The sequence below is a fragment of the Rhodococcus sp. 05-2255-3B1 genome (assembly GCF_002258545.1).
In the GTDB taxonomy this organism is placed as follows: Bacteria; Actinomycetota; Actinomycetes; order Mycobacteriales; family Mycobacteriaceae; genus Rhodococcoides.
Genome location: NZ_NOZC01000003.1, coordinates 172,923 through 191,803, shown reverse-complemented (window position 1 = coordinate 191,803; position 18,881 = coordinate 172,923). Strand labels below are relative to the sequence as shown.

At 56.1% G+C, this 18,881-nt stretch carries 16 protein-coding genes; 11 read left to right on the top strand and 5 right to left on the bottom strand.

Annotation, left to right across the window (positions count from 1 at the left end; all coding sequences use genetic code 11):
- Positions 1 to 234: 234 nt before the first annotated feature.
- From CH249_RS01445 to CH249_RS01430, 4 genes are all read right to left on the bottom strand, one after another.
- On the bottom strand, positions 235 to 1,137 hold the full coding sequence (locus CH249_RS01445; RefSeq protein ID WP_094682627.1) for a serine protease: 903 nt from the start codon (positions 1,135 to 1,137) through the stop codon (positions 235 to 237).
- A 203-nt stretch (positions 1,138 to 1,340) separates the two neighbouring features.
- Complete coding sequence (locus CH249_RS01440; protein ID WP_143544342.1) at positions 1,341 to 2,666, bottom strand: hypothetical protein; 1,326 nt, start codon at positions 2,664 to 2,666, stop codon at positions 1,341 to 1,343.
- Positions 2,667 to 2,851: 185 nt separating this feature from the next.
- On the bottom strand, positions 2,852 to 3,616 hold the full coding sequence (locus tag CH249_RS01435; protein WP_143544341.1) for a LuxR C-terminal-related transcriptional regulator: 765 nt from the start codon (positions 3,614 to 3,616) through the stop codon (positions 2,852 to 2,854).
- A gap of 252 nt (positions 3,617 to 3,868) precedes the next feature.
- Entirely contained in the window at positions 3,869 to 4,741 is an 873-nt protein-coding gene (locus tag CH249_RS01430) for an NAD(P)-dependent oxidoreductase (protein WP_094682624.1), read from the bottom strand.
- 92 nt (positions 4,742 to 4,833) lie between these two features.
- On the opposite strand from CH249_RS01430, the gene CH249_RS01425 reads away from it, so the two are divergent.
- The gene (locus CH249_RS01425; RefSeq protein WP_094682623.1) at positions 4,834 to 5,478 is read left to right on the top strand and encodes a ScbR family autoregulator-binding transcription factor; all 645 of its coding nucleotides are present in this window, start codon (positions 4,834 to 4,836) and stop codon (positions 5,476 to 5,478) included.
- Positions 5,479 to 5,516: 38 nt separating this feature from the next.
- Here CH249_RS01425 and CH249_RS28680 read toward each other — a convergent pair whose 3' ends face one another.
- Positions 5,517 to 6,419: a ScbA/BarX family gamma-butyrolactone biosynthesis protein gene (locus tag CH249_RS28680; protein ID WP_094682622.1), complete on the bottom strand. Its 903-nt coding sequence runs from the start codon at positions 6,417 to 6,419 to the stop codon at positions 5,517 to 5,519.
- A 460-nt stretch (positions 6,420 to 6,879) separates the two neighbouring features.
- Between CH249_RS28680 and CH249_RS01415 the strand changes: the two genes are divergently transcribed.
- The 10 genes from CH249_RS01415 to CH249_RS01375 all read left to right on the top strand — a co-directional run bounded on the left by CH249_RS01415 (position 6,880) and on the right by CH249_RS01375 (position 18,712).
- On the top strand, positions 6,880 to 8,868 hold the full coding sequence (locus tag CH249_RS01415) for a carbamoyltransferase C-terminal domain-containing protein (protein ID WP_179273102.1): 1,989 nt from the start codon (positions 6,880 to 6,882) through the stop codon (positions 8,866 to 8,868).
- A 60-nt stretch (positions 8,869 to 8,928) separates the two neighbouring features.
- On the top strand, positions 8,929 to 9,744 hold the full coding sequence (locus CH249_RS28675; protein ID WP_094682620.1) for a phytanoyl-CoA dioxygenase family protein: 816 nt from the start codon (positions 8,929 to 8,931) through the stop codon (positions 9,742 to 9,744).
- Positions 9,745 to 9,897: 153 nt separating this feature from the next.
- Positions 9,898 to 11,046: a glycosyltransferase family 4 protein gene (locus CH249_RS01405; protein ID WP_179273103.1), complete on the top strand. Its 1,149-nt coding sequence runs from the start codon at positions 9,898 to 9,900 to the stop codon at positions 11,044 to 11,046.
- 42 nt (positions 11,047 to 11,088) lie between these two features.
- Positions 11,089 to 12,165, top strand: a complete 1,077-nt coding sequence (locus tag CH249_RS01400; RefSeq protein WP_143544340.1) for an amidinotransferase — start codon at positions 11,089 to 11,091, stop codon at positions 12,163 to 12,165.
- Positions 12,166 to 12,217: 52 nt separating this feature from the next.
- Entirely contained in the window at positions 12,218 to 13,399 is a 1,182-nt protein-coding gene (locus tag CH249_RS01395; RefSeq protein ID WP_179274300.1) for an aminotransferase class III-fold pyridoxal phosphate-dependent enzyme, read from the top strand.
- Between the two features lie 24 nt (positions 13,400 to 13,423).
- Positions 13,424 to 14,194 carry a 5'/3'-nucleotidase SurE gene (locus tag CH249_RS01390; protein ID WP_094682616.1) on the top strand — a complete coding sequence of 257 codons (771 nt, stop codon included), beginning with the start codon at positions 13,424 to 13,426 and terminating at the stop codon, positions 14,192 to 14,194.
- Between the two features lie 23 nt (positions 14,195 to 14,217).
- On the top strand, positions 14,218 to 15,909 hold the full coding sequence (locus tag CH249_RS01385) for a carbamoyltransferase C-terminal domain-containing protein (RefSeq protein ID WP_094682615.1): 1,692 nt from the start codon (positions 14,218 to 14,220) through the stop codon (positions 15,907 to 15,909).
- 3 nt (positions 15,910 to 15,912) lie between these two features.
- Entirely contained in the window at positions 15,913 to 17,202 is a 1,290-nt protein-coding gene (locus CH249_RS28670) for a condensation domain-containing protein (RefSeq protein ID WP_094682614.1), read from the top strand.
- A complete protein-coding gene (locus CH249_RS27460; RefSeq protein ID WP_094730823.1) occupies positions 17,195 to 17,809 on the top strand; it encodes an HAD family hydrolase in 615 nt (204 codons plus the stop codon). Before CH249_RS28670 ends, CH249_RS27460 begins: the two co-directional genes overlap by 8 nt.
- A complete protein-coding gene (locus CH249_RS01375) occupies positions 17,810 to 18,712 on the top strand; it encodes an aminoglycoside phosphotransferase family protein (protein WP_094682613.1) in 903 nt (300 codons plus the stop codon). It abuts the gene before it with no gap.
- Positions 18,713 to 18,881 lie beyond the last annotated feature (169 nt).

Below are 18,881 nucleotides of genomic sequence, written 5' to 3'. Positions count from 1 at the left end.
AGCCTGAAAGGGCCCGCGCAAGCAAGTCAACCGCCGATTTGCCAAAAAGTGGAAGTGGCTGCTTGTTTACCGGCTGATTGGCACCCACCCGCACAGGTGCCTCATCGACGCGGGGGCGTGGTTCACTGCTCGACTGCTGGTGTCACATCTGTACCTGGAGCACCCGCGCGGGTGCTCCAGGTACAGATGATCTTCTATCTCATGCTTACCAGGGTCGACTGGCGTTGTCGCTGGCTATTTGTCGGCCACAGGGAAGTGACGTGAGACAAAATCCAGAATGGACTGCCGGAAGTACGGCGAGAACGATTCGTCGGGAGTGGCAGCCTGACTGAATGCATGGATGCCATTCACGTATCGCGGATCATCGCGGAGCAACCAGGGCCCACCGCTCGCGCCCTTACCAAGCTTGCCCTTTTTACCCACCACTTTTCCGCCGTCGAGGCTGCGTGTATATCGACCGTCGCTTTCAATCATGTATTTGCCACCGTCGATCGCCGAGGGGTAGCCGATGTCTATCCATTCACCCTCAGCAGGGCGCTCCACCTTCATTCCCAGGTAGCCCAGCAGGTCGCCAATATTTTTCCCGGTACTACTTGGATCGAGGCGGATCAAACCCACGTCGTAGGCATCAGTGTCATGCACAACCCATTCGTCGTACACCCACGCCTTATTCCAGTTCCACACACCAAACGGCGCGACACTGTCCGCGTAGGCCGGGACAAAATGAATCTTGGAGGACCAAGAACGCGATGCGCCGTCATAGAGATTGTGTGCTGCCGTTATTAGCCCGTCTTTGGCGATCGCACTTGCTGATCCGACGTAGTCCTTCCCGTCAGACACAAAAAACAACTTCCCGATCGTGCGGTACGGGTATGCCGTGGGGTCCGGTACACGGCGCGCGGCGAGCGTCGCCTCGCTGACCTGATGTTCGTCGGGGTTGAACCCGCTCCGGGAAGTACTGGTTGTGGCTTGCGGGGTGGGCGGCTGGGAGATGCCACGGTCGTCGTCTACGGCCGCTCGACCGAGGGCAGCTGGCGATACCGTCCGTCCTTTCGGTTGAGCATTCGCCATTCGCTCGGGCGTCCAGTAATCGGAAATTGCTTGCGGGTCGTCCGTTTGATTCGATTCATGGTCCATCAGAGGGTCCTTCAGTGGTTTCGGGAGGCCGGGCGGCAGATGTCGGTATTCGTGCCGCCCGGCATGGCTTCTGTGGTGGTGTCGGCTATTGCTGCTGATCTGGGCGCGCCGGCGACGGGCTGGCATACAAGGCGCTGCACACCGGATAGCATGCGCCTCAGCGCGAGGCCAGCCGCTATGCGACCGCCCGTCTATCAGTTCTGCTACTTACTACCTGCGACCGCAGCAATGACCGCCGAGATGCGATCGCTCACATCACTGAGCTGCTTGCTCTTACCGTCGGTAAGAGTCATGGTATTCAGCAGGTCTTTGAGGGTCCCGTATTGCTGGATTGTGATCTTGCCCGCCACGAGATTGTCATACAGCTCAAGAAGTTTCGCGTTTTTTGCGGCCTTCTCAGCGCCCAGACGCCGCTGCAACCCAGCTGACTTCTTGGTGTCGATGCAGCCGGTCTTTTGTAGTTGCAGGTCGGTGAAGTATTGCTGCGTGTCGCGGCCGCAGGATAGGGCGAGATTCATCGACGATGCGACGGGTACGGCGATTTTGCCTGTGAAAGAGACGTCTTGTTTGTAGGAAATGCTTTGTTGAAATGAATTTTTAGCAAACCCAAGATTGACCGACGCTTGCCATGGAAGCAGTGAGGAGCCCCAAGTATCCTTCTGCTCCGGCAGGACTTGCGGGTCGGGATTCGGCTCGAACCGAAACAATCCTTCTCCGGACGTTACTTGCTTGTTGATTGCCTCGAACACCGTTTTGGTGGTTTCCAGCAACTGCCGACCGAACTGGTCACCGCCAGAACCCTCACGGTAACGGATCTTGATGACGTTCTCGCGGATCAGCTTCTGCGCGATCTTGTCGTACTCGGTGCCGAACTTGAACCAGCCAAGATTGAGACCCGAGGAGACAGTGTCCCGCGTGTACTCCCAAACCTGCGATAGGTCGCATTCGATGCTCGCTTCCCACGGGTCCCCATAGAAGTCGGCCACGCCTGTGATGTTGGCTCCCACCTGCGGTGTCGACGGATCGTCTCCGCTGCCCGCGATCGACGCGCCAGCCATTTCAGCAAACAGACTGTTGCCAGAGGCGATCACGTAGTTGAACGTCGACCCGAACTTGACCGTGCTAGGAAACTCCGAGCTTGACCCTTCACCCATCTGAGCGAATGCCTTCGCAAATACTGGCTGTACCTTCACCTCTCGAACCTCAAGTGGGACGAGGCGAAATTTGTCGACGCTGTACTGCTGCGAGATCGCGTCGCTTATTGCGTCTCGCTGGTCCCGCGTGATATCAGGTGTTGCTCGGCCCGCTAGCACACCCCCGACGACACTCTGGACATTCGCGTCACCGCTCATCGCGCGGTAGTAGGGCTTCTCGTTGATACCGAAGTATTCAACGCTGAAATTGAGCAGCGTCTCCTTGTTTACGGCGTCAATACGGGCAGGTAAGTAGTGGAACAGGTCGGTTTGGTCAGAGTCTTGATACGCGATCACACCATCTGCTGCGATCTGTCGATTCAGTACAGCACCCATTGGTTTGCCCTCCAAGATGAATGAACCCCGCCGCGACGCGCTCACCCGTGGATTGGTCTCGCAATGAGTTCGGCGTTGTTCGCGTGAATTTGACCTTCTGATAATTTCACCCGCAGGGTGGCGCGTCAGTAGGCAATATTGTTCATTTCGCGAGAACGAGTACCCGAAACGAGCGCCGGCCGCGGTCACTGGTACTGCTCGAAGAAGGGAACCCGCTCATGGTGGCTGAAATCAGCGAGATATCGTACCCACACTTCCAAACGTGGGTCGCAGCTGGAACTTAGGACCACCGCGCAGGCACGCTGCACGGAGGACACCTCCAGCTTCTGGAACACGCGATTAACGTGATTTCTGACGGTTGAGACTGAGAGGCGGTTCACTATGGCAATCTCCGAGGGTGATGCACCGACGAGAAGGGAGCCCAGTACGGTGCACTCGCGGTCTGTGAGCGTCTCTATCTGGCGAGCCTCGTGTGCGCGAGCGAGCATTACTGAGGTGAGACGGCTGTCGGGGAGGAGACCCTCGTCAGAGAAGTAGGCGGTCATCAGATGATCAAGCTGGTCAAGGAGAATATTGAACGGTGAATCAGCGTTGAGGGCCGATAGTGCTCCCTGGGATGCGACTCGGGCTAATTCAGCAAAAGCGGACTTGCCGCCAACAAAGACCGTCTGCTCGATATTCTCGAAAGCGCTAGTTGTCAGGAACGTTGGCCCCGTCGCACGTCCGATGAGAGCGATGGTCAGCAGAGGTCGAGCTGGGGCCTCCGACAGCAGGTCTGAAGGTCCGATGCGCCGCAACGTCGTATTCCTCCATCCGATGACGGGGAGGGTGTAGGTCAACGCATTTGCAAGCGGACCACACTCATGCGGGTTGGTGTAGACAACATGAATGGGTTGACTGTGGTGCGAAAGCTGTTGTGGCGTCATCCGCTTGGCGAGGAAAGTGGCCAATTCGAGCAATCCCGACACAGAGCGCGAGGTGCATACACCGCGCAAGCTTGAGCGCGACCCGGGTGCGACATGCCACGATGTCGGCGTAGTTCATAACCACGCTAATCCTGCGCGGTGCGGGTCGGGTTCTGCTTGCTCTCCACCCCAGCTTTGCGGCCACTGCTTATCCTCGTCGTTTACCTGATGCGGCGAGCGTCCGTCCGCGCGGCGAACTCGCGCCGCACGGACGTCCTGCTGCAAGACAGCTACCTTTTAGGACCCTCCGCTTCTCGCTGACGACGTTGGATTGCCTCTCTGGCCGTTCCTGAACCAGTGGTCAAGGCTGATCATATCGATGTACCGTCGCTCGATACCGAGCGCTTCCGCTCGACCCAATGCGGCCGCACGGTCTATTGAAGTGGCGGGCACTGTCCATCCTGTTCGGTCGTGCTCACGCGCCAAGATGTCGATTACCGGCACAGGTTCAGAATCGTTGAGGTGCACAGTCTCGCCGCGCAGAAAGTCGGGCTCGTGTGCCAGTTGTGCGATACCGCGGGCGAGCCCGTCGACATGGATAGTTGACAGTAGCGCAGACCCGTCATCGATCACCGCAGCGAAACTGCCCACGATCGAGACCAGAGCAGGGATGAACCATCGGTCTCCCGGTCCGTAGATCAAGTGGGGACGGACCACGAGGCCACCGGCGTCGCGGATGTGTTGCTCCCCAGCCGCACGACTGCGGCTGGCGGGTGAACGTGGATTGAGTGGTGCACCGTCGACGGGCAAGTTCCTGAAGGGTCCGGTGCCATACACCGACGCGGTACTGACATAGACCAACCGTTCGACGCCTCGGTCGGTAGCCGCGCGGGCGACATTCGCAATCCCTCGGTCATTCACCTCTGTGCAGCGCTCTGCGTCACCGCCAACGTAAGAGACACAGCAGATAACGATGTCCGCCTGCGACATAGCGCTGTACATACTAAAAGGATCGAAGACGTCACCGGTTACGTAACGAACGCCGTTGACGCGGCCATCGATCGGTTCGGAGTGAACGAGACCAATTACCCGGTTATAATCGAGCAACGCCAGCCGTCGTGCGACCGCAGACCCGACGAATCCACCAGCTCCCAGCACCAGCGTTGTCATACGAGTTCCTCCCGACCCGAACTGTTCGGTAGCTTCTTGGAGGGTCGAAACGTTTCCGGCAGCGGAGACACGAGTGGAAAGCCAGGTAGTCGATGCAGGAGCGCGCTGAACTTACTCGCCATGCGGTGATCTTGGGGGCGGCAAAGAGTTTCGAGAAGTTCGGGTACGCAGCGAGTTTGAACACCATCTTGCAGTACTGCGGCGTCACGAAGGGGGCGATGTACTTTCACTTCAAGTCGAAGGAAGACCTGGCTCTGGCAGTTATCGCAGCGCAGCATGGCATGGCCATGGAAGGTACTAAGGTCGTTGCCGCCCACAGCGACTCCGCTGTCGAGTCTTTGGTTTTGGTGAGTCAGGAGATGGCGCGACAGCTCGTCACTGAACCTATTGCGCGCGGCGGCATGCGCCTGACAATGGAGATTGGCAGTATCCAGGGACCGATCGAGCAGCCGTACCGGGATTGGATCGAAGCGATCCGGCAGCTTGCGACACAAGCGGTGTCGGACGGTGATCTGGCCAAGGGCATCGATATTGATGGGCTTGCGACATTCGTGGTGGGGTCGTTCACTGGCGTCCAAATCCTGTCCGAGATGCTGACTGGCCGCGGTGACCTCTACCTTCGGCTGCGGCAGATGTGGGAACTGGTGCTTCCGACGATCGTCAGCAGGCCAAAACTTGCATACATGATGCGCCTGGCAGGGCTGCCGCCTCGGAATTGGAACGACCCGTTGAATTGACAGGTTGAGGGCCGTCTCCGCCCGGAACGAAGAGCACATCAGCACACAGATTCTGTCGAAATGTCGAACTGCGCTGTTGTGCGGCCTGACTGAGCAAACGTAACGAAAAATGGTCCGCGTTTAGGGCTGGAGGATTGCGCCACAACTGCGAGGTTGCAAGGCGAGTCCCACTCGGTGAAGAGCGGAAACTTTGCCGCCAGTCGCGTCAGTTGCAGAGTCGGATTGTTCTCGCGGTACCTGGACGCTTGGATTGCGGCATCGAACATAACCATGCCAGGAATGTGATCAAGTGGGTGGTCGAAGAGTGCGTGGTTCCTGGGATCTGGAGCGCAAAACAGCTCGTCCGCTGAGACGTTCGCGGCGATAACTACGTCTTGTTCTTCGGCACGCCCGACACAGTTTGCAGGGATCACGACACTGCCCGGTGGGTTAGTTCTGCGGTCGGCGAGAGTCGAATCTCGGCCACCCCTCATTCGCGAGTAACAGGTTGGTGTGACACACCGGGTGATCGCGTTGAACCGGGCAAGAATCCGCGTACCTTCTCGAAGCGTTCCGGCTACCTCAACGCGGGATACGGTCCCGTCGCGGGAATCCAACCCCGCCGTTGTCACATCGAGGACGAGTGGCGTGGGTGCTGGGCTTACCCGGAGCGCGTCGAGCATCTCGAAACTCAGCTGCTCCATGAGAAATTTGAAACACTGGGGAACGAGAAACTTGGTGTGACATAGCAATATGACGGCCTGGCGAAAAGCCTCGACAGCAATCAGCGGGTCATGCCGTTCCCGAGTAGGCCTGAAGCCCCGGTGTGAAGCCGGGACCTGCACAGCGATCTTGGCGTCGGCAGAGCCCTGCACGACTCGGTAGTCAGTAAGGAAGACCTCGCTGACCGCTCGTTTATGGACAAGCTGACGAGGAACCGTAGTCGTGTAACTCAACTGCATGGGCCTTTTGTACCCTACAAAAAACCAACTGGACAGAATTGTTACGGAAAACTTATGTGGCCATCCGACAACGGCGTGTTGGACAGCTGATGGCGAAATTCTGTCTGGACACCGTAGCTAATCGCTCCGCCCGATGCGGCCAATTGGCATGGTCAGCAGTACGCCTGACTCGGGTGCGGCAAGCGCTAGCGGCCCTGACCAGGACTTATTAACCGCCTCGCGCAAGAGGTGGGCCCAGCGTCCGCACGTCGCCAGTGAACGAACTATGCATGTCTGCATAGTCAAATGTTTGCGAGGATCAGTAGAGGCACGGAGAATCGCAGTGTGTCGCAGCTCACATACATTGCTGTGGCGTACCAACCTACCGGTATGGCATCTTGGGTCTCGGGTCCTAGACGCTCGATCGGGAATGGACAGATATCGCTCGCCCGCAAGATCTATGCCATGCCGGCATCCGACTGTGGGATCAAACTTCGGCGCTGATGAGGAGCATATGGCTGTATTAGGCATCTCGGGACTTTTCGGAACCGAGTCTGACGACTATGATCCTTCAACATTTTTTGCGTTCTATCACGACGCAGCCGCATGCCTTGTGGACGGCGGCGAGACCTTGGCCGCAATTGAGGAAGAGCGCCTGAATCGCGACAAACACACTAACCGGTTCCCGTTGTTATCGTCCCGTGCGTGCATCGACCTGTCCCAACTGCAGGTCTCAGATATCACACATATCGCGTATTTCTTCGAGGAGGAGTATACCGACCGAGATGTGGCAAGGATTGCTATTGACGATCCGTTGATGCCTTTAACGCCATCCAGGACGTTGTTGCACGACCGCTTGGGCGAGGCCTTCGACGAAGACGTTAGTGACCGACCCACGATATTCGTAAGCCACCATCACACACACGCCGCGTCGGCATTTTACGATTCGGGTATGGCAGAATCTCTAATAGTTATTTCTGACGGGAATGCCGAACGGGATGGAACAAGCATATTCTTTGGGGATAAAAGTGGCTTGAGGCTTCTCAGAACCTATGACAGGTCGGATTCGCTCGGACACTTCTACACCACGATCACAAAGATGATCGGCTATCGAAATTTCGATGAATACAAAGTGATGGGTCTTGCGTCCTTCGGTAATCCTCGGATTTACCGTGAGATGCTTGAGCGTACATATTGCCTATCCTCTGATGGCGGCTATCGGCTGCAAAACGAAAACCTGGTAGCGAACCTTTTTGAGGCCGGCTTTTCGCCCCGACGCTCCAGCGAGAAGTTGACGAAGCAGCATCAAGATTTGGCTGCGGCAGCGCAGGAAGTGCTAGAGCGAATAGCGCTGCATATTATCAGATATTGGCTGAGGGAAACGGGGTCTCAGAACCTCTGTATGGCGGGTGGGGTTGCTCAAAACACAACTCTAAACGGCAAATTGCTAAAGTTGTCTGAACTACGGCAGATCTACATTCCTCCGTCCGCTCACGATGCAGGAGCCGCACTCGGGGCGGCAATACTGGTCGACCAGGCGAATGGTGGCAATCCCGCCAACCGCAGCTATAGCCGAACATCATATCTAGGTCCAGACCTGGGGTCTGAAGAGAAAATTGCAGACCGTTTGGAGGAGTGGTCTGACTTCATCACTTATGAGAGGCCTGAGGATCTCAACAATGTTGTAGCCACCGCCCTGAACGGTGGATCCATAATTGGCTGGGCGCAAGGACGAGGTGAGTTTGGGCCGCGGGCACTTGGTAATCGAAGTATCCTTGCGGACCCGCGCCCGGCCGACAATCGGGACCGTGTGAATCTTATGATCAAGCAGCGGGAAGATTACAGACCTTTCGCCCCAGTAGTGACAGCCGAGGCTGCGGAGCGTTACTTTGAATTGTCGGGGGTTTCGGCTGATCATAGTCATATGAGTTTTGTCGTACCAGTTCGACCAGAATTTCGTGACCAGCTGGGAGCGATCACGCACGTGGACGGGACAGCCCGCGTCCAAGTTGTCAAACGCGAGCAAAATCAAAATTTATGGTCCCTCTTGCACGCATTCGAATCTATTGCCGGGGTTCCGATCTTACTGAACACCTCGTTTAACAACAACGCTGAGCCTATCGTGCAAACGATCGACGATGTCATTTCGACGTTTGTAACGACGGGCCTTGATCTCGTGGTAGTCGGCCCATACATTGTTCGTCGCCCGAACGCAGATCGGAAAGCGCTGACATCGGCCAAAGTCGAGCTAATGCCATTTGTGCGAATAGCCAAAGAGATTGACAACACCGGTGTTCGGTCCGAAATATTCCGGACAGCCGCTCCGAATCGCAGATTTTTTGTAAGCGAATCTCTCGCTGCGTTATTAAACGACTGTGACCAAAATGCAACCATTCCGGCCCTCCTCGTAGACGAATTGTGGGACCTGTGGGATCGTCGGCTGATTCGTGTAACGCCAAAGAAGAGTTAGAAAGTCCGTTTTCTATACCAGCTTTAGGAACGGCGACGGTAGAGCGGAAGGAGTGTCATAATGGAGGTTCCGTCACCTACGGTAAACCGAGGTACGGCTGCGGAAGACTTACGAACATTCGGATACTGCGTTGTAGCTGATGTCCTGAACGATGACCGGGTGCATGAGCTAAAGAGTCGGATTCGCGACGTTGCTGAAGCGGAGCAGTCCAATGGGTCGGCTTGGACGTCTAATGGCAACCAGAAAGTCTTCAATCTAATTAACCAGGGCTCAATTTTTCTGGATCTGGTTGAGCATCCGATTGCGATCGACTTCGCATGCCAGCAGCTGGGTCCGGACCCCTTGTTGTCCAGTCTGGTTGCGAATATCGCTCGCCCCGGTAACAAGCAGCAACAATTACACGCTGATCAGCAATACGTTCCTGACCCATGGCCGAACGTGTTCTCGATGAACATCGTTTGGGCGTTAGATGACTTTACTGAAGAGAATGGCGCAACGGTGGTAGTCCCGGGGAGTCACCGGGATGGTCGAGCGCCGTACTCGGGCGCAGGGCCCCTGCAATCCATTACTGGGCCGGCCGGGAGCATGGTTGTCCTCGATGGACGCGTTTGGCATGCGGCAGGTGCAAATCGGACTGCAAGTCAGTATCGTACCGCTGTGCTAGCACATTACTGTGCGCCGTATATAAGGCAGCAAGAGAACGTCTTTCGATCTATAGATCCCGAGGTAAGGCGAAAGCTCACGCCGACGCAGCGAAAGCTTCTTGGCTACGACATATGGTCAGGGCTGGGTGTCGTCAACGGGACCCCACGAGATTGGGTAGGAAGGACTATCCGGAGTGGTCCTACTAATGCCGACCAAATCTTCGACGAGTAGGCGATGATCCCCATGCACAAAGGTTTTTACACAAGGCACGCAGAGGGTTTGAGGGAAACGCCGAGTAAGGGTCGTGTTCTTTACCTTACAAACCAGTCTCCTTACCCGCCGCGTAGCGGTGGTCAAACACGAGAATGGCAACTACTGTCTCGCTTGGACAATGGTTATGAAGTTCATCTTGTTATCGTCACTCCCCATTTCAGCAGAGACATTGCATACTGCGACAACCTTCTTGACTGCTGCCGCTCGGTTACCATCTTTGAGGCTGAACCAAACTCCACGTTTGAATCGCAGATCCCACACCGTGTATCTGCCCATGCACGCAGTGAGGCGCAACAACACGTCCGCGACGTTCTGGATCAGACTTCGGTAGACCTGATTCACATCGAGGGCTACTTCATGATGCAGCATTTGCCGGACGAATGCGATGTGCCAATCTTCCTCTTGGAGGAGAACATCGAGTATGATCTCGATCGTTCTCGTGCCGAAGTGCTGGGCTCGTCGGCAACGGATTGGACTGTGGCTCGTGACATGGAGCATGCGGCCTGGCAGCGAGCCCAGCGATGCGGCACGGTCAGTATGGACGACGCGTCGGTGATGCGTAATGTCATGCCAGATATTGCCGTTGACTTTCTTCCAAACGGCTGCGACCATTTCTCCGCAGACGACGCCAGTGAATTACCAACGTTGGCCGCAGGGGCCGCACGAGTTGTCTACACAGGAAACACGGACTGGGGTCCGAGCAGAGATGCGACCCGCTTCCTAGTTCGGGACGTGTGGCCCCGCGTGCTAGCGGAACTGCCCGACGCTGTGCTCGATGTTGCAGGGAATGGGCCGGAAGCTGACCAATTTGGGGTGGACGAAGCTGACCAGACCGTGCGGTTCATTGGGGCGTTGCCCAGTTTTGGCCCGCTCTTGCACGCTGCCGACGTTTTTGTCTGCCCGCCACGATTTGGCGGCGGAGTCAAGTCAAAGATCTTGGAGAGCCTACACGCGGGCTGTGCAGTGGTCAGCACCCCGGTGGGATTGCAGGGTCTTCCCCACGTAATTCACGATGCGGTAATTTGTCGTGAAACCCCTGAGGAACTCGCAGCGGCAATTGTGGGATTGATCCGAGACCCAAAGCTTGCCGAAAGATTACGCGCAAAGGTCCGTCGGGCAAGAGTCGCGTTGACCACGTGGGACGACGCTGTTCGTCGGCTAGACAAAGCATGGACGGCTACGATTACTTCAGGAATTTCTGGACAAGTCCAATTCCAACCCAAACCCCAGTTTTCTTCAAGTCAATTTGAACCTGTCTAACTGTTCGACTGTACCGCCTAAAACCAACCTGAGGAGACAACTATGCCATCTGTTTCATCGTTCAACGAGTGGGATCCGCTAGAAGAGGTCATTGTAGGTACGGCCCGTGGTGCCGGAAAGCTCGCCTTCGAACCTGCTCTGAGTGCTTATTACCCGATGGGAGATTCTCACCGGACATTCGGCGGGGAGAGTTATGACCCAGCCGATATAGATCGCGCAGAAAGGCAGCTTGATGCTTTCGCTGCGACACTTGAAAAGGAAGGCGTAACTGTACGCCGGCCGGATCCGCTCGACTACATGACGGGGTACTCCACTCCTGATTGGAGTGTGCCTAACGGACACGCTCAGACTTGCCCGCGTGACACGCTGATTGTGGTCGGTGACAGAATAATCGAGGCACCGATGGCGCAGCGCGGCCGGTTCTTTGAGTATCGAGCGTACCGATCGCTCGTCCGTGAGTACTTCCGCGACGGTGCGCAATGGGTATCTGCGCCGCGACCACAGCTGACGGAGCGTTCGTATGTCGCTGACTACACCACTGAAGATGAACTCTATGACTTCACGGGTCATCCGGCACTGACGGAAGCGGAGCCACTGTTCGATGCCGCTTCATTCACCAGGTGTGGCAAGGACATCTTTTGTCAGCCCGACGTCGTTACTAATCAGTTCGGTATAGATTGGCTTGAGAGGTATCTCGGCCCCGACTACCGGGTCCGGACAGTCGAGTTTGTTGACCGCCACCCTCAGCACATCGACACTACGCTAGTGCCGCTACGTGCGGGTCTCGCTCTGACTAATCCAGAGCGCCCGTTCAAAGACAACATGGCCAAGTTTTTCGCCGACAACGATTGGAATTTGATTGATGCCGTGCCGTCGGTGCGTACGGGTGAGCCCTCGGCGCGCGACGTTAGCAATTGGATTTCGATTAACTTGCTGATGATAAACCCGGACACAGCCGTCATCGAAAGAGCGGAGGAGCCACTGAAGGAGCTCCTTAATTCTCATGGTATCGACGTGATTCAGTGCGAGTTTGATGCTGTGTTCCAGTTCGGCGGCAGCTTCCACTGCTGCACCTTGGACGTGCGCCGTAAGGGCGTGTTGGAGAATTACTTCGACTAAACGTCGGTTTGCGCAAGTAACGAGAGGCTGGACTGTGAATAGGCAACGTGCGTTGACCGATGGGGCCGTCGAGATCAATGCCGGTGTTCTCGCGAAACCTAGCTTGCTGGGTGGCGTTTGCAATGGATCGGAGCCGCTTTGGGCGCTTCGTGCCAAGGGCGCTCACATCTGGGATCAGCAAGAACGGTGTTACCTTGACCTAATGATGGGTTTTGGATCGGTGATTCTAGGTCACGCGGATCCTGTCGTTACGGATGCTGTCATCGAAGATATTCGTGGAGGAATCTCACCGACACTACGAAAAGTCAAGGAACAGGATCTCGCCGAGTTGCTGGCCAGTGTGGTACCCAACGCGGAAATGGTCATGTTCCTCAAGACCGGCTCGGACGCGACAAGCGCCGCAGTGCGCGTTGCCCGCGCTTACACTGGACGTTCGGTGGTGCTGCGGTGGGGATATCAAGGCTGGCACGACTGGTGTGCACCACGAGGCAGTGGAATCCCTACGGTCTATCGCGACTTAACTGAGAATCTACCCTTCAATGATATCGAGTCCCTCAGGAAAGCGTTTGCTCAAAACAAGGGCGAAGTAGCCGCCGTAATTGTTATGGTTGCCGATAGTGAAGTGCTAGACCGGGAGTACTTACTGGAGGTACGCCGGCTCGCGGATCTTCATGGATCGTTGTTTATCCTCGATGAGGTGCGTACCGGATTTCGTTTAGCACTCGGTGGAGCTCAAGAATATTTCAACATCGATGCCGATTTGGTTGCGATAAGCAAAGCGATGGCTAACGGCCACCCGATGGCGGCGTTGACGGGGCGTCGTGAGGTAATGCGTACGGTTGCTGATGTCTCAATGTCGTCGGTATTCTTCAGGAGTACGGACGGCATTTCGGCCGCGATCGCAACGGTTCAATCTCTGCAATCGACTGATGCTATCAGTGTTGTTTGGGAGCGGGGTAGGCAGCTGCAAGAAGGCATGATTGACGGTGCAGCTAAGGCGGGCCTTCCGGTGCATGTGATTGGGCTGCCTCCGATGCCTTTTCATCGGTTCGAGCTCACTGGTACGAGTCTGGTGCGCGCGCTCGACGTCTTTTACGAAACCACTTGGAAGGAGGGATTACTGCTCCACCGCGATCATCATTGGTTCACCTGTGCTGCAATGTCTGTAGCGGATATCGAGCGTGCAATTTCCATCATTGGGATGGGTTACCAGGCGGTGGCGAATGCGCTGTGACACCTACCGCTGGCTAGGTACTCAATGATCCTTGCTACCAATGACGACGGTATTAATGCGCGAGGTTTAAATTCCCTACGTTCTGCCCTCGTAAATTCCAATCGTGATCATATCCTCTGCGGCAACGTGCAGGGTTGGACTGCCGCAGGTACCTCTTTAGCGACTCCTAACGGATCGCCTCAGGTAGCTCGGTTTTCTGATCATGTCTGGCAATTCAAGGATTCACCTCCGGGTCTGATGGTGGCGGCTGCATGCTCCGGAGTTATGGGAACTGTGCCCCGCGCCGTGATATCGGGTGTAAATCACGGTCCGAACGTCGGGCGTCTGGTCCACCACTCAGGAACAGTTGGCGCTGCAGTTGCTGCTGTAGCTTTTGATCTCGCAGCAGTGGCGGTCAGTTGCGATGATGTCTATTCCACCGGAGGAGTTGAGGACGGGCCGCTACATCTGGACCTTGCCGCAAACCTCGGTCTGGCCATACTTGATATAGCCGCGGACAACGGCCCGGGCACATTACTGAACCTAAACGTGCCGAATTTGCCGGTCGATGCCATTGCGGGCATCCGTGTGGCCACTTGTGCAGATGTCGTCCCTGAAGTCGAGGTTGGTTTTGGTGGAAAGCTGCTGCTTGGAGTGCGTATTCGTGAGGCCTCTGATATTAGCGATGTCGCACTGCTGTCTGCAGGATTTGCGACCGTTACCGTGCTCCGGGGTCAGGTCGACCCCGTGACGTTTGCAGATCGTGTATCGGAAGCGGGGGACAGATTCTTTGAAACCAAATCTCTTTATCGCTGAAACCTGAGCATTAGGAGGACAAAATGGAAACTGTAGAGTCCCGGACCGACAAAACTACTAGATCAGCCTGGATTGCTGGACTAAACCACGGCGCGCATGATGCTTCCTGTGCTCTCTTGCATGATGGTGAGTTAATCGTCGCCGTCGAGCAGGAGCGCCTATCCCGCCGTAAGCGGGCCGTCGGCCAGTCTCCTGCGCATGCACTGCGCTATTGCTTGGACTACGTAGGTATAAACCTGTCTGATGTCGATGTGGTCGCGCTCGGATCTGATCACGACTTGCTAGCGAAGTGGCTTCGGATTGACGGAGCTGAACGCCAAAAGACGTTGCCCTTTGATCGACCAGAGTGGCTGTTTCCCTCCGAGGTGTTCGGAGGAGAGGTGCCGCGCAGCGTTCGCCCGGTTGCCCATCATCTGGCCCACGCAGCGAGTGCTTACTGGCCTAGTGGATTCGAGAACTGCGCGATACTGGTCATCGATGCTATGGGTGAGGAGACTGCGACATCCATTGGCATCGGGAGGAATGGCAAGATAGAAATTATCGAGGCGTTCGGAGTAGACACCTCGCTCGGCTTTTTTTACGAGGCCGCTTCCGAATTTGCTGGTCTTGGGCGCAACGACGGCGGGAAGCTGATGGGTCTGGCTTCATATGGGCGCGCAAAATACCCGGCAAGCATTGAATATCGAGATGGTGCCCTAGCCTGGAGTGGCGTACCAGCGCCGACTACTTTCGGCCGTTCTGCCATTGAGGAGCGTTCTGCCGCGCTTCAACACTATTTCTCGCAAAACTCGTACCCGTTCGCGCCGCGCCGGGGCGAGTCGATCATGGCGTACGCGGATTTCGCAGCGTCAGCGCAGGCCGCGCTTGAGAATACGGTGTTGGCCTTGGCGCGTCGAGCCCAGGAACTGACTGGTTCGTCTCGTTTGGTCGTTGCGGGCGGCGTTGGGCTGAACTGCACAGCCAATGGCAAACTCGCCGACGCTGGCATCTTCGAGGATGTTTACGTTCAGCCGATGGCTCACGATGCCGGAGTGGGGCTCGGTGCGGCGCTGGTCGTGGCGAGCGAAGTCGTCGCGCAACCACAAGCTCAAATGCAGCATGCCTACTGGGGGCCCGATCTTCCTGAGCACGATACTGTTGCTGCATTCGCTTCCGCAGGTATAAGAGCGGAGCGGCTTGAGTTTGAGTCGCTGCTTCCGCGTGTTGCTCAACTGATCAGCGCTGGCGGAATTGTCGCCTGGGGGCAAGGGAGGGCTGAGGTTGGACCGCGGTCCCTGGGTGCGAGGAGCCTGCTTGGTGACCCTCGTGACCGTGAAAGCCTGACCAAGCTGAACGTCGCGAAGGACCGTGAGATGTGGCGTCCGCTGGCCCCCAGCGTTCAGGAGGAGCGGTTTGGCGAATTCTTCGCCGGTACGCCGAACGCCTTCATGATCATGGCGTCTCAAGTTCACGCTGATGCCAGGAAACGCATTCCTGCCGTAGTCCACGTCGATGGGTCAGCTCGTCCTCAGGTTGTCAGAAAAACGGACAATCCCGCGTACCACGGACTACTGGACAACTTCGACAAACTTGCCGGGGTACCGGTACTTGTGAACACGTCATTGAATGTAGCGGAGGAGCCCGTTGCGTCTTCCGCAGAGGACATCCTGCGGACCTTCAGCAAGTGTGGTGCCGATGCAGTTGTCGTCGGAAACTACATGGCGATTCGGGACTAGGCGATGGATCTTGATGCCGTTCTACTTTCGGAAATCGCACCATCGGAAGTCCGCAAGGGCTGCAGCTTTCGCGCTGGACCCGACGACGAACAATGGTTTTTGGACTCTCGGCGTGACAACCGGCCGACACTAACTTCGCAATGCTGGTGGGAGTTGCCACCATCGGCCGATCCACAGGTCCTTGAGGTTGCCCTACGAGAAGTCGTGGCCGGCCACGACATCTTGTCTAGTCGATTTGAGTACCGTGATGACCAGGTGTGGTGCATACCTGGAGAGCATCCTCCTGAAATCCTCAGAGTCACGGAGAGCGGCCCAGAGTGGGCATCTACTGGTTTTGTGGGTGGTATTGATCCTCTAATAGACCCGTTGGTTAGGTGCCTGGTAGGCATCGGCGACACAAGAAGTCGATTTGGGATCGAATTGAGTCACGCTACTGTTGACGGCTGGGCTTGGGATTTACTTGTAGACGAATTATCGCAAGTGTACAACCGCATACTTGCGGGTAACAATGTCACGTTGAATCGGAGCCCACAGTTAGGGGACTGGGCTGATCGGCAATGGCGCAGAATTGGGAATGATGACGCGCTCATTCGTCGATGGGCTGACTACTTGGAGTCGGCCGGAATAAGACCCCCAGATATAGAGATCGATACCTCGAACCACTCTGGGTCACTGACTTGGTCGGTTTCGATGGAGAGTTGGAAGACGTTACAAACCGTTGCATCCCGACTTCGTTGTACCCCGACAATACTGTTGCTCGGCTTACTCGGGTGGTCGGCCGTCTGGGTTCATGGCGATGCCCGCGCTGTCCGTGTGCCTTCGCTAAATCGTGACCTGCCTGGGTCCACAGAGATCATTGGCAATTTAAGCAGCCAGCTTCTCGTTCCGTTCGCGGGTGATGGTTTTCACTCCGTGAAGGCCGCAGTGAGTTGTGCGCGATCAGGGTTGCTGTCCGGGGCCGATCTTTCACCGATGTCCTTCGACCGGGCCGCGCGGAGTCTGTGGTCAGACGAGCAAGTTTCTCAACTTCACTGCTGGGCCCCGTTTCTTGCCGTCGAAGCTCAGACTAGTTCTGGGGACGAGTGCGGGCCGGCTGGCGGTCAGGTAATTCTGGAGTGCTCACCGCCTGACGCTCAGCCTGGTGCCGAGATCGCGGTTGTCGCGGGTAAGCAAGAATTGCTGATCTCGGCAAATTGGCGAGGTATGCCACTAAAAGAGGCGCAGAGATTTATCGACGTGGCAGAGCAATTCGTTGGGCGAATCGAACGTGTGGATGTGTCGCGCCATGATTGATACCGTGCTTGTTGACGCTGGTGGCGTGCTATTCAATAATATCAATGAAGAAACTGACTTTCTCGATAGAATTGCACACAGATATGGCGCAAATCCCGATGGTCTAGCTAGTCACGTCCGACTTTTCCAGCGTGATTACGAATCGGATGACAGACACGTGCATGATGTCCTGAGTGAGGGGTTGAGGAATTCAGGTAGCCAATTCAATGACAATATTGACTGGACCTGGGTGGACGAACTCTATCTGGCAAGTGTGGTCCCTCAAAGAGCCGTGTTCGAGGCTATACTGCGATGTCGCTCCGAGAATTCCGACATCAAGTTTGCCCTAGTGAACAACGAAGCTGCACATTGGGATCGCTTAAAGAACCAAACTTTCCGGCATTTCGATTTGTTTGATTTTGCATGTTCCTCATGGTTACTGGGCCTGGTAAAGCCGGATCTGAATTACTTCGATCGGGTGCTTTCAATGTGTGAGGCAGATGCGAAGCAATGCCTTCTTGTGGACGATAGGCGGGATGTCGTTGCTGCGGCGGCGCGACTAGGGATCAGGACATTTCGTGTAGACAGTCCTTCGCAGATACGACATGCATTGAAAGGGCTGTTCTAAATGCGAGCCTCAGAGATCGCCATTCCGTCGAAGTTTGCCACAATTATGTCGTCCCGATACGGGGAGGCTGGGCAGAGCTGGCTCCTAAACCTCCCGGAAGTCATAGCGAGTCGCTGCGAAGCGTGGGACTTACGGCCAGCCGGACCAATTCGGCACGGAAACTGCGCAGTCGTAATACCGGTTGACCGGCCTGCTGGGTCTGCGGCACTGAAAGTTTCATGGGTCGACGGAAAGACACGACATGAGTCAGCGGCCCTCGCGCAGTGGAAGGGATCGGGCGCTGTGCGGCTGCTCGACGTAGACGCCTGCTCTGGGTCGCTACTACTGGAGTTGCTTGATGCAGATCGGACTCTCGAAGGCATCGAAATAGATGCAGCGGTGGCGATGGCGGCGAAGCTCCTGCGCCGACTGGCTATCCCGGCTGGCGGTGGCATTCCGCTTCTGAGCGCGCAAGCCGTCAGCTTGGCGGCTGACTTGAAGTTATTGTGGCAAGACGTCGGTCAGTCGTCGATACCGCAATACTGGCTGGATGCGGCGCTAGACGCATGCGCTCAACTCGGGTCGTCGTCAGCTCAGTTAATTGTTAACCACGATCTGCACTACGGCAACGTGCTCGCCGGCGAACGCGAGCAATGGTTGGTGATCGATCCCAAGGTTGTGATTGGTGATCCTGAGTTTGGAGTCGCGCCGCTTCTATGGAATCGGTTTGCAGACCTGGATGGACCAGCTGCTCTTCGTCGGCGATTCGACATGGTTATAGATAATGCAGCTCTAGATCATCAGCGCGCGGTCAGTTGGTCAGTGTTTCGTGTCGTTGACTATTGGCTTTGGTCGCTTCGAGATGGTTCGGACGTTCCAGCGTGCGCTGACTTAACACGTTGGTTAGTTAGTTTGGCTCGTTGATGACGTGCTCAACTCCAATTGTCCGATGCGGGCGGTCCCAGACTGTAATCTTCTACTCCATCAATTTGTACAGCCTAAAATTAAAAGGCGTACACAAGAAAAAGTCTGCAATTATTTGCAAACGGAATAAACAGATTCGGTGCTTTTTACATCCGCTTGTGCCTATCGT

Coding starts and splice junctions, on each gene's coding strand:
- CH249_RS01440 (WP_143544342.1), bottom strand. CDS start 2,666: ATGGGTGCTGTACTGAATCGACAGATCGCAGCAGATGGTGTGATCGCG.
- CH249_RS28675 (WP_094682620.1), top strand. CDS start 8,929: ATGGAGGTTCCGTCACCTACGGTAAACCGAGGTACGGCTGCGGAAGAC.
- CH249_RS01445 (WP_094682627.1), bottom strand. CDS start 1,137: ATGGACCATGAATCGAATCAAACGGACGACCCGCAAGCAATTTCCGAT.
- CH249_RS28680 (WP_094682622.1), bottom strand. CDS start 6,419: ATGCAGTTGAGTTACACGACTACGGTTCCTCGTCAGCTTGTCCATAAA.
- CH249_RS01425 (WP_094682623.1), top strand. CDS start 4,834: ATGCAGGAGCGCGCTGAACTTACTCGCCATGCGGTGATCTTGGGGGCG.
- CH249_RS01400 (WP_143544340.1), top strand. CDS start 11,089: ATGCCATCTGTTTCATCGTTCAACGAGTGGGATCCGCTAGAAGAGGTC.
- CH249_RS01430 (WP_094682624.1), bottom strand. CDS start 4,741: ATGACAACGCTGGTGCTGGGAGCTGGTGGATTCGTCGGGTCTGCGGTC.
- CH249_RS27460 (WP_094730823.1), top strand. CDS start 17,195: ATGATTGATACCGTGCTTGTTGACGCTGGTGGCGTGCTATTCAATAAT.
- CH249_RS28670 (WP_094682614.1), top strand. CDS start 15,913: ATGGATCTTGATGCCGTTCTACTTTCGGAAATCGCACCATCGGAAGTC.
- CH249_RS01385 (WP_094682615.1), top strand. CDS start 14,218: ATGGAAACTGTAGAGTCCCGGACCGACAAAACTACTAGATCAGCCTGG.
- CH249_RS01390 (WP_094682616.1), top strand. CDS start 13,424: ATGATCCTTGCTACCAATGACGACGGTATTAATGCGCGAGGTTTAAAT.
- CH249_RS01375 (WP_094682613.1), top strand. CDS start 17,810: ATGCGAGCCTCAGAGATCGCCATTCCGTCGAAGTTTGCCACAATTATG.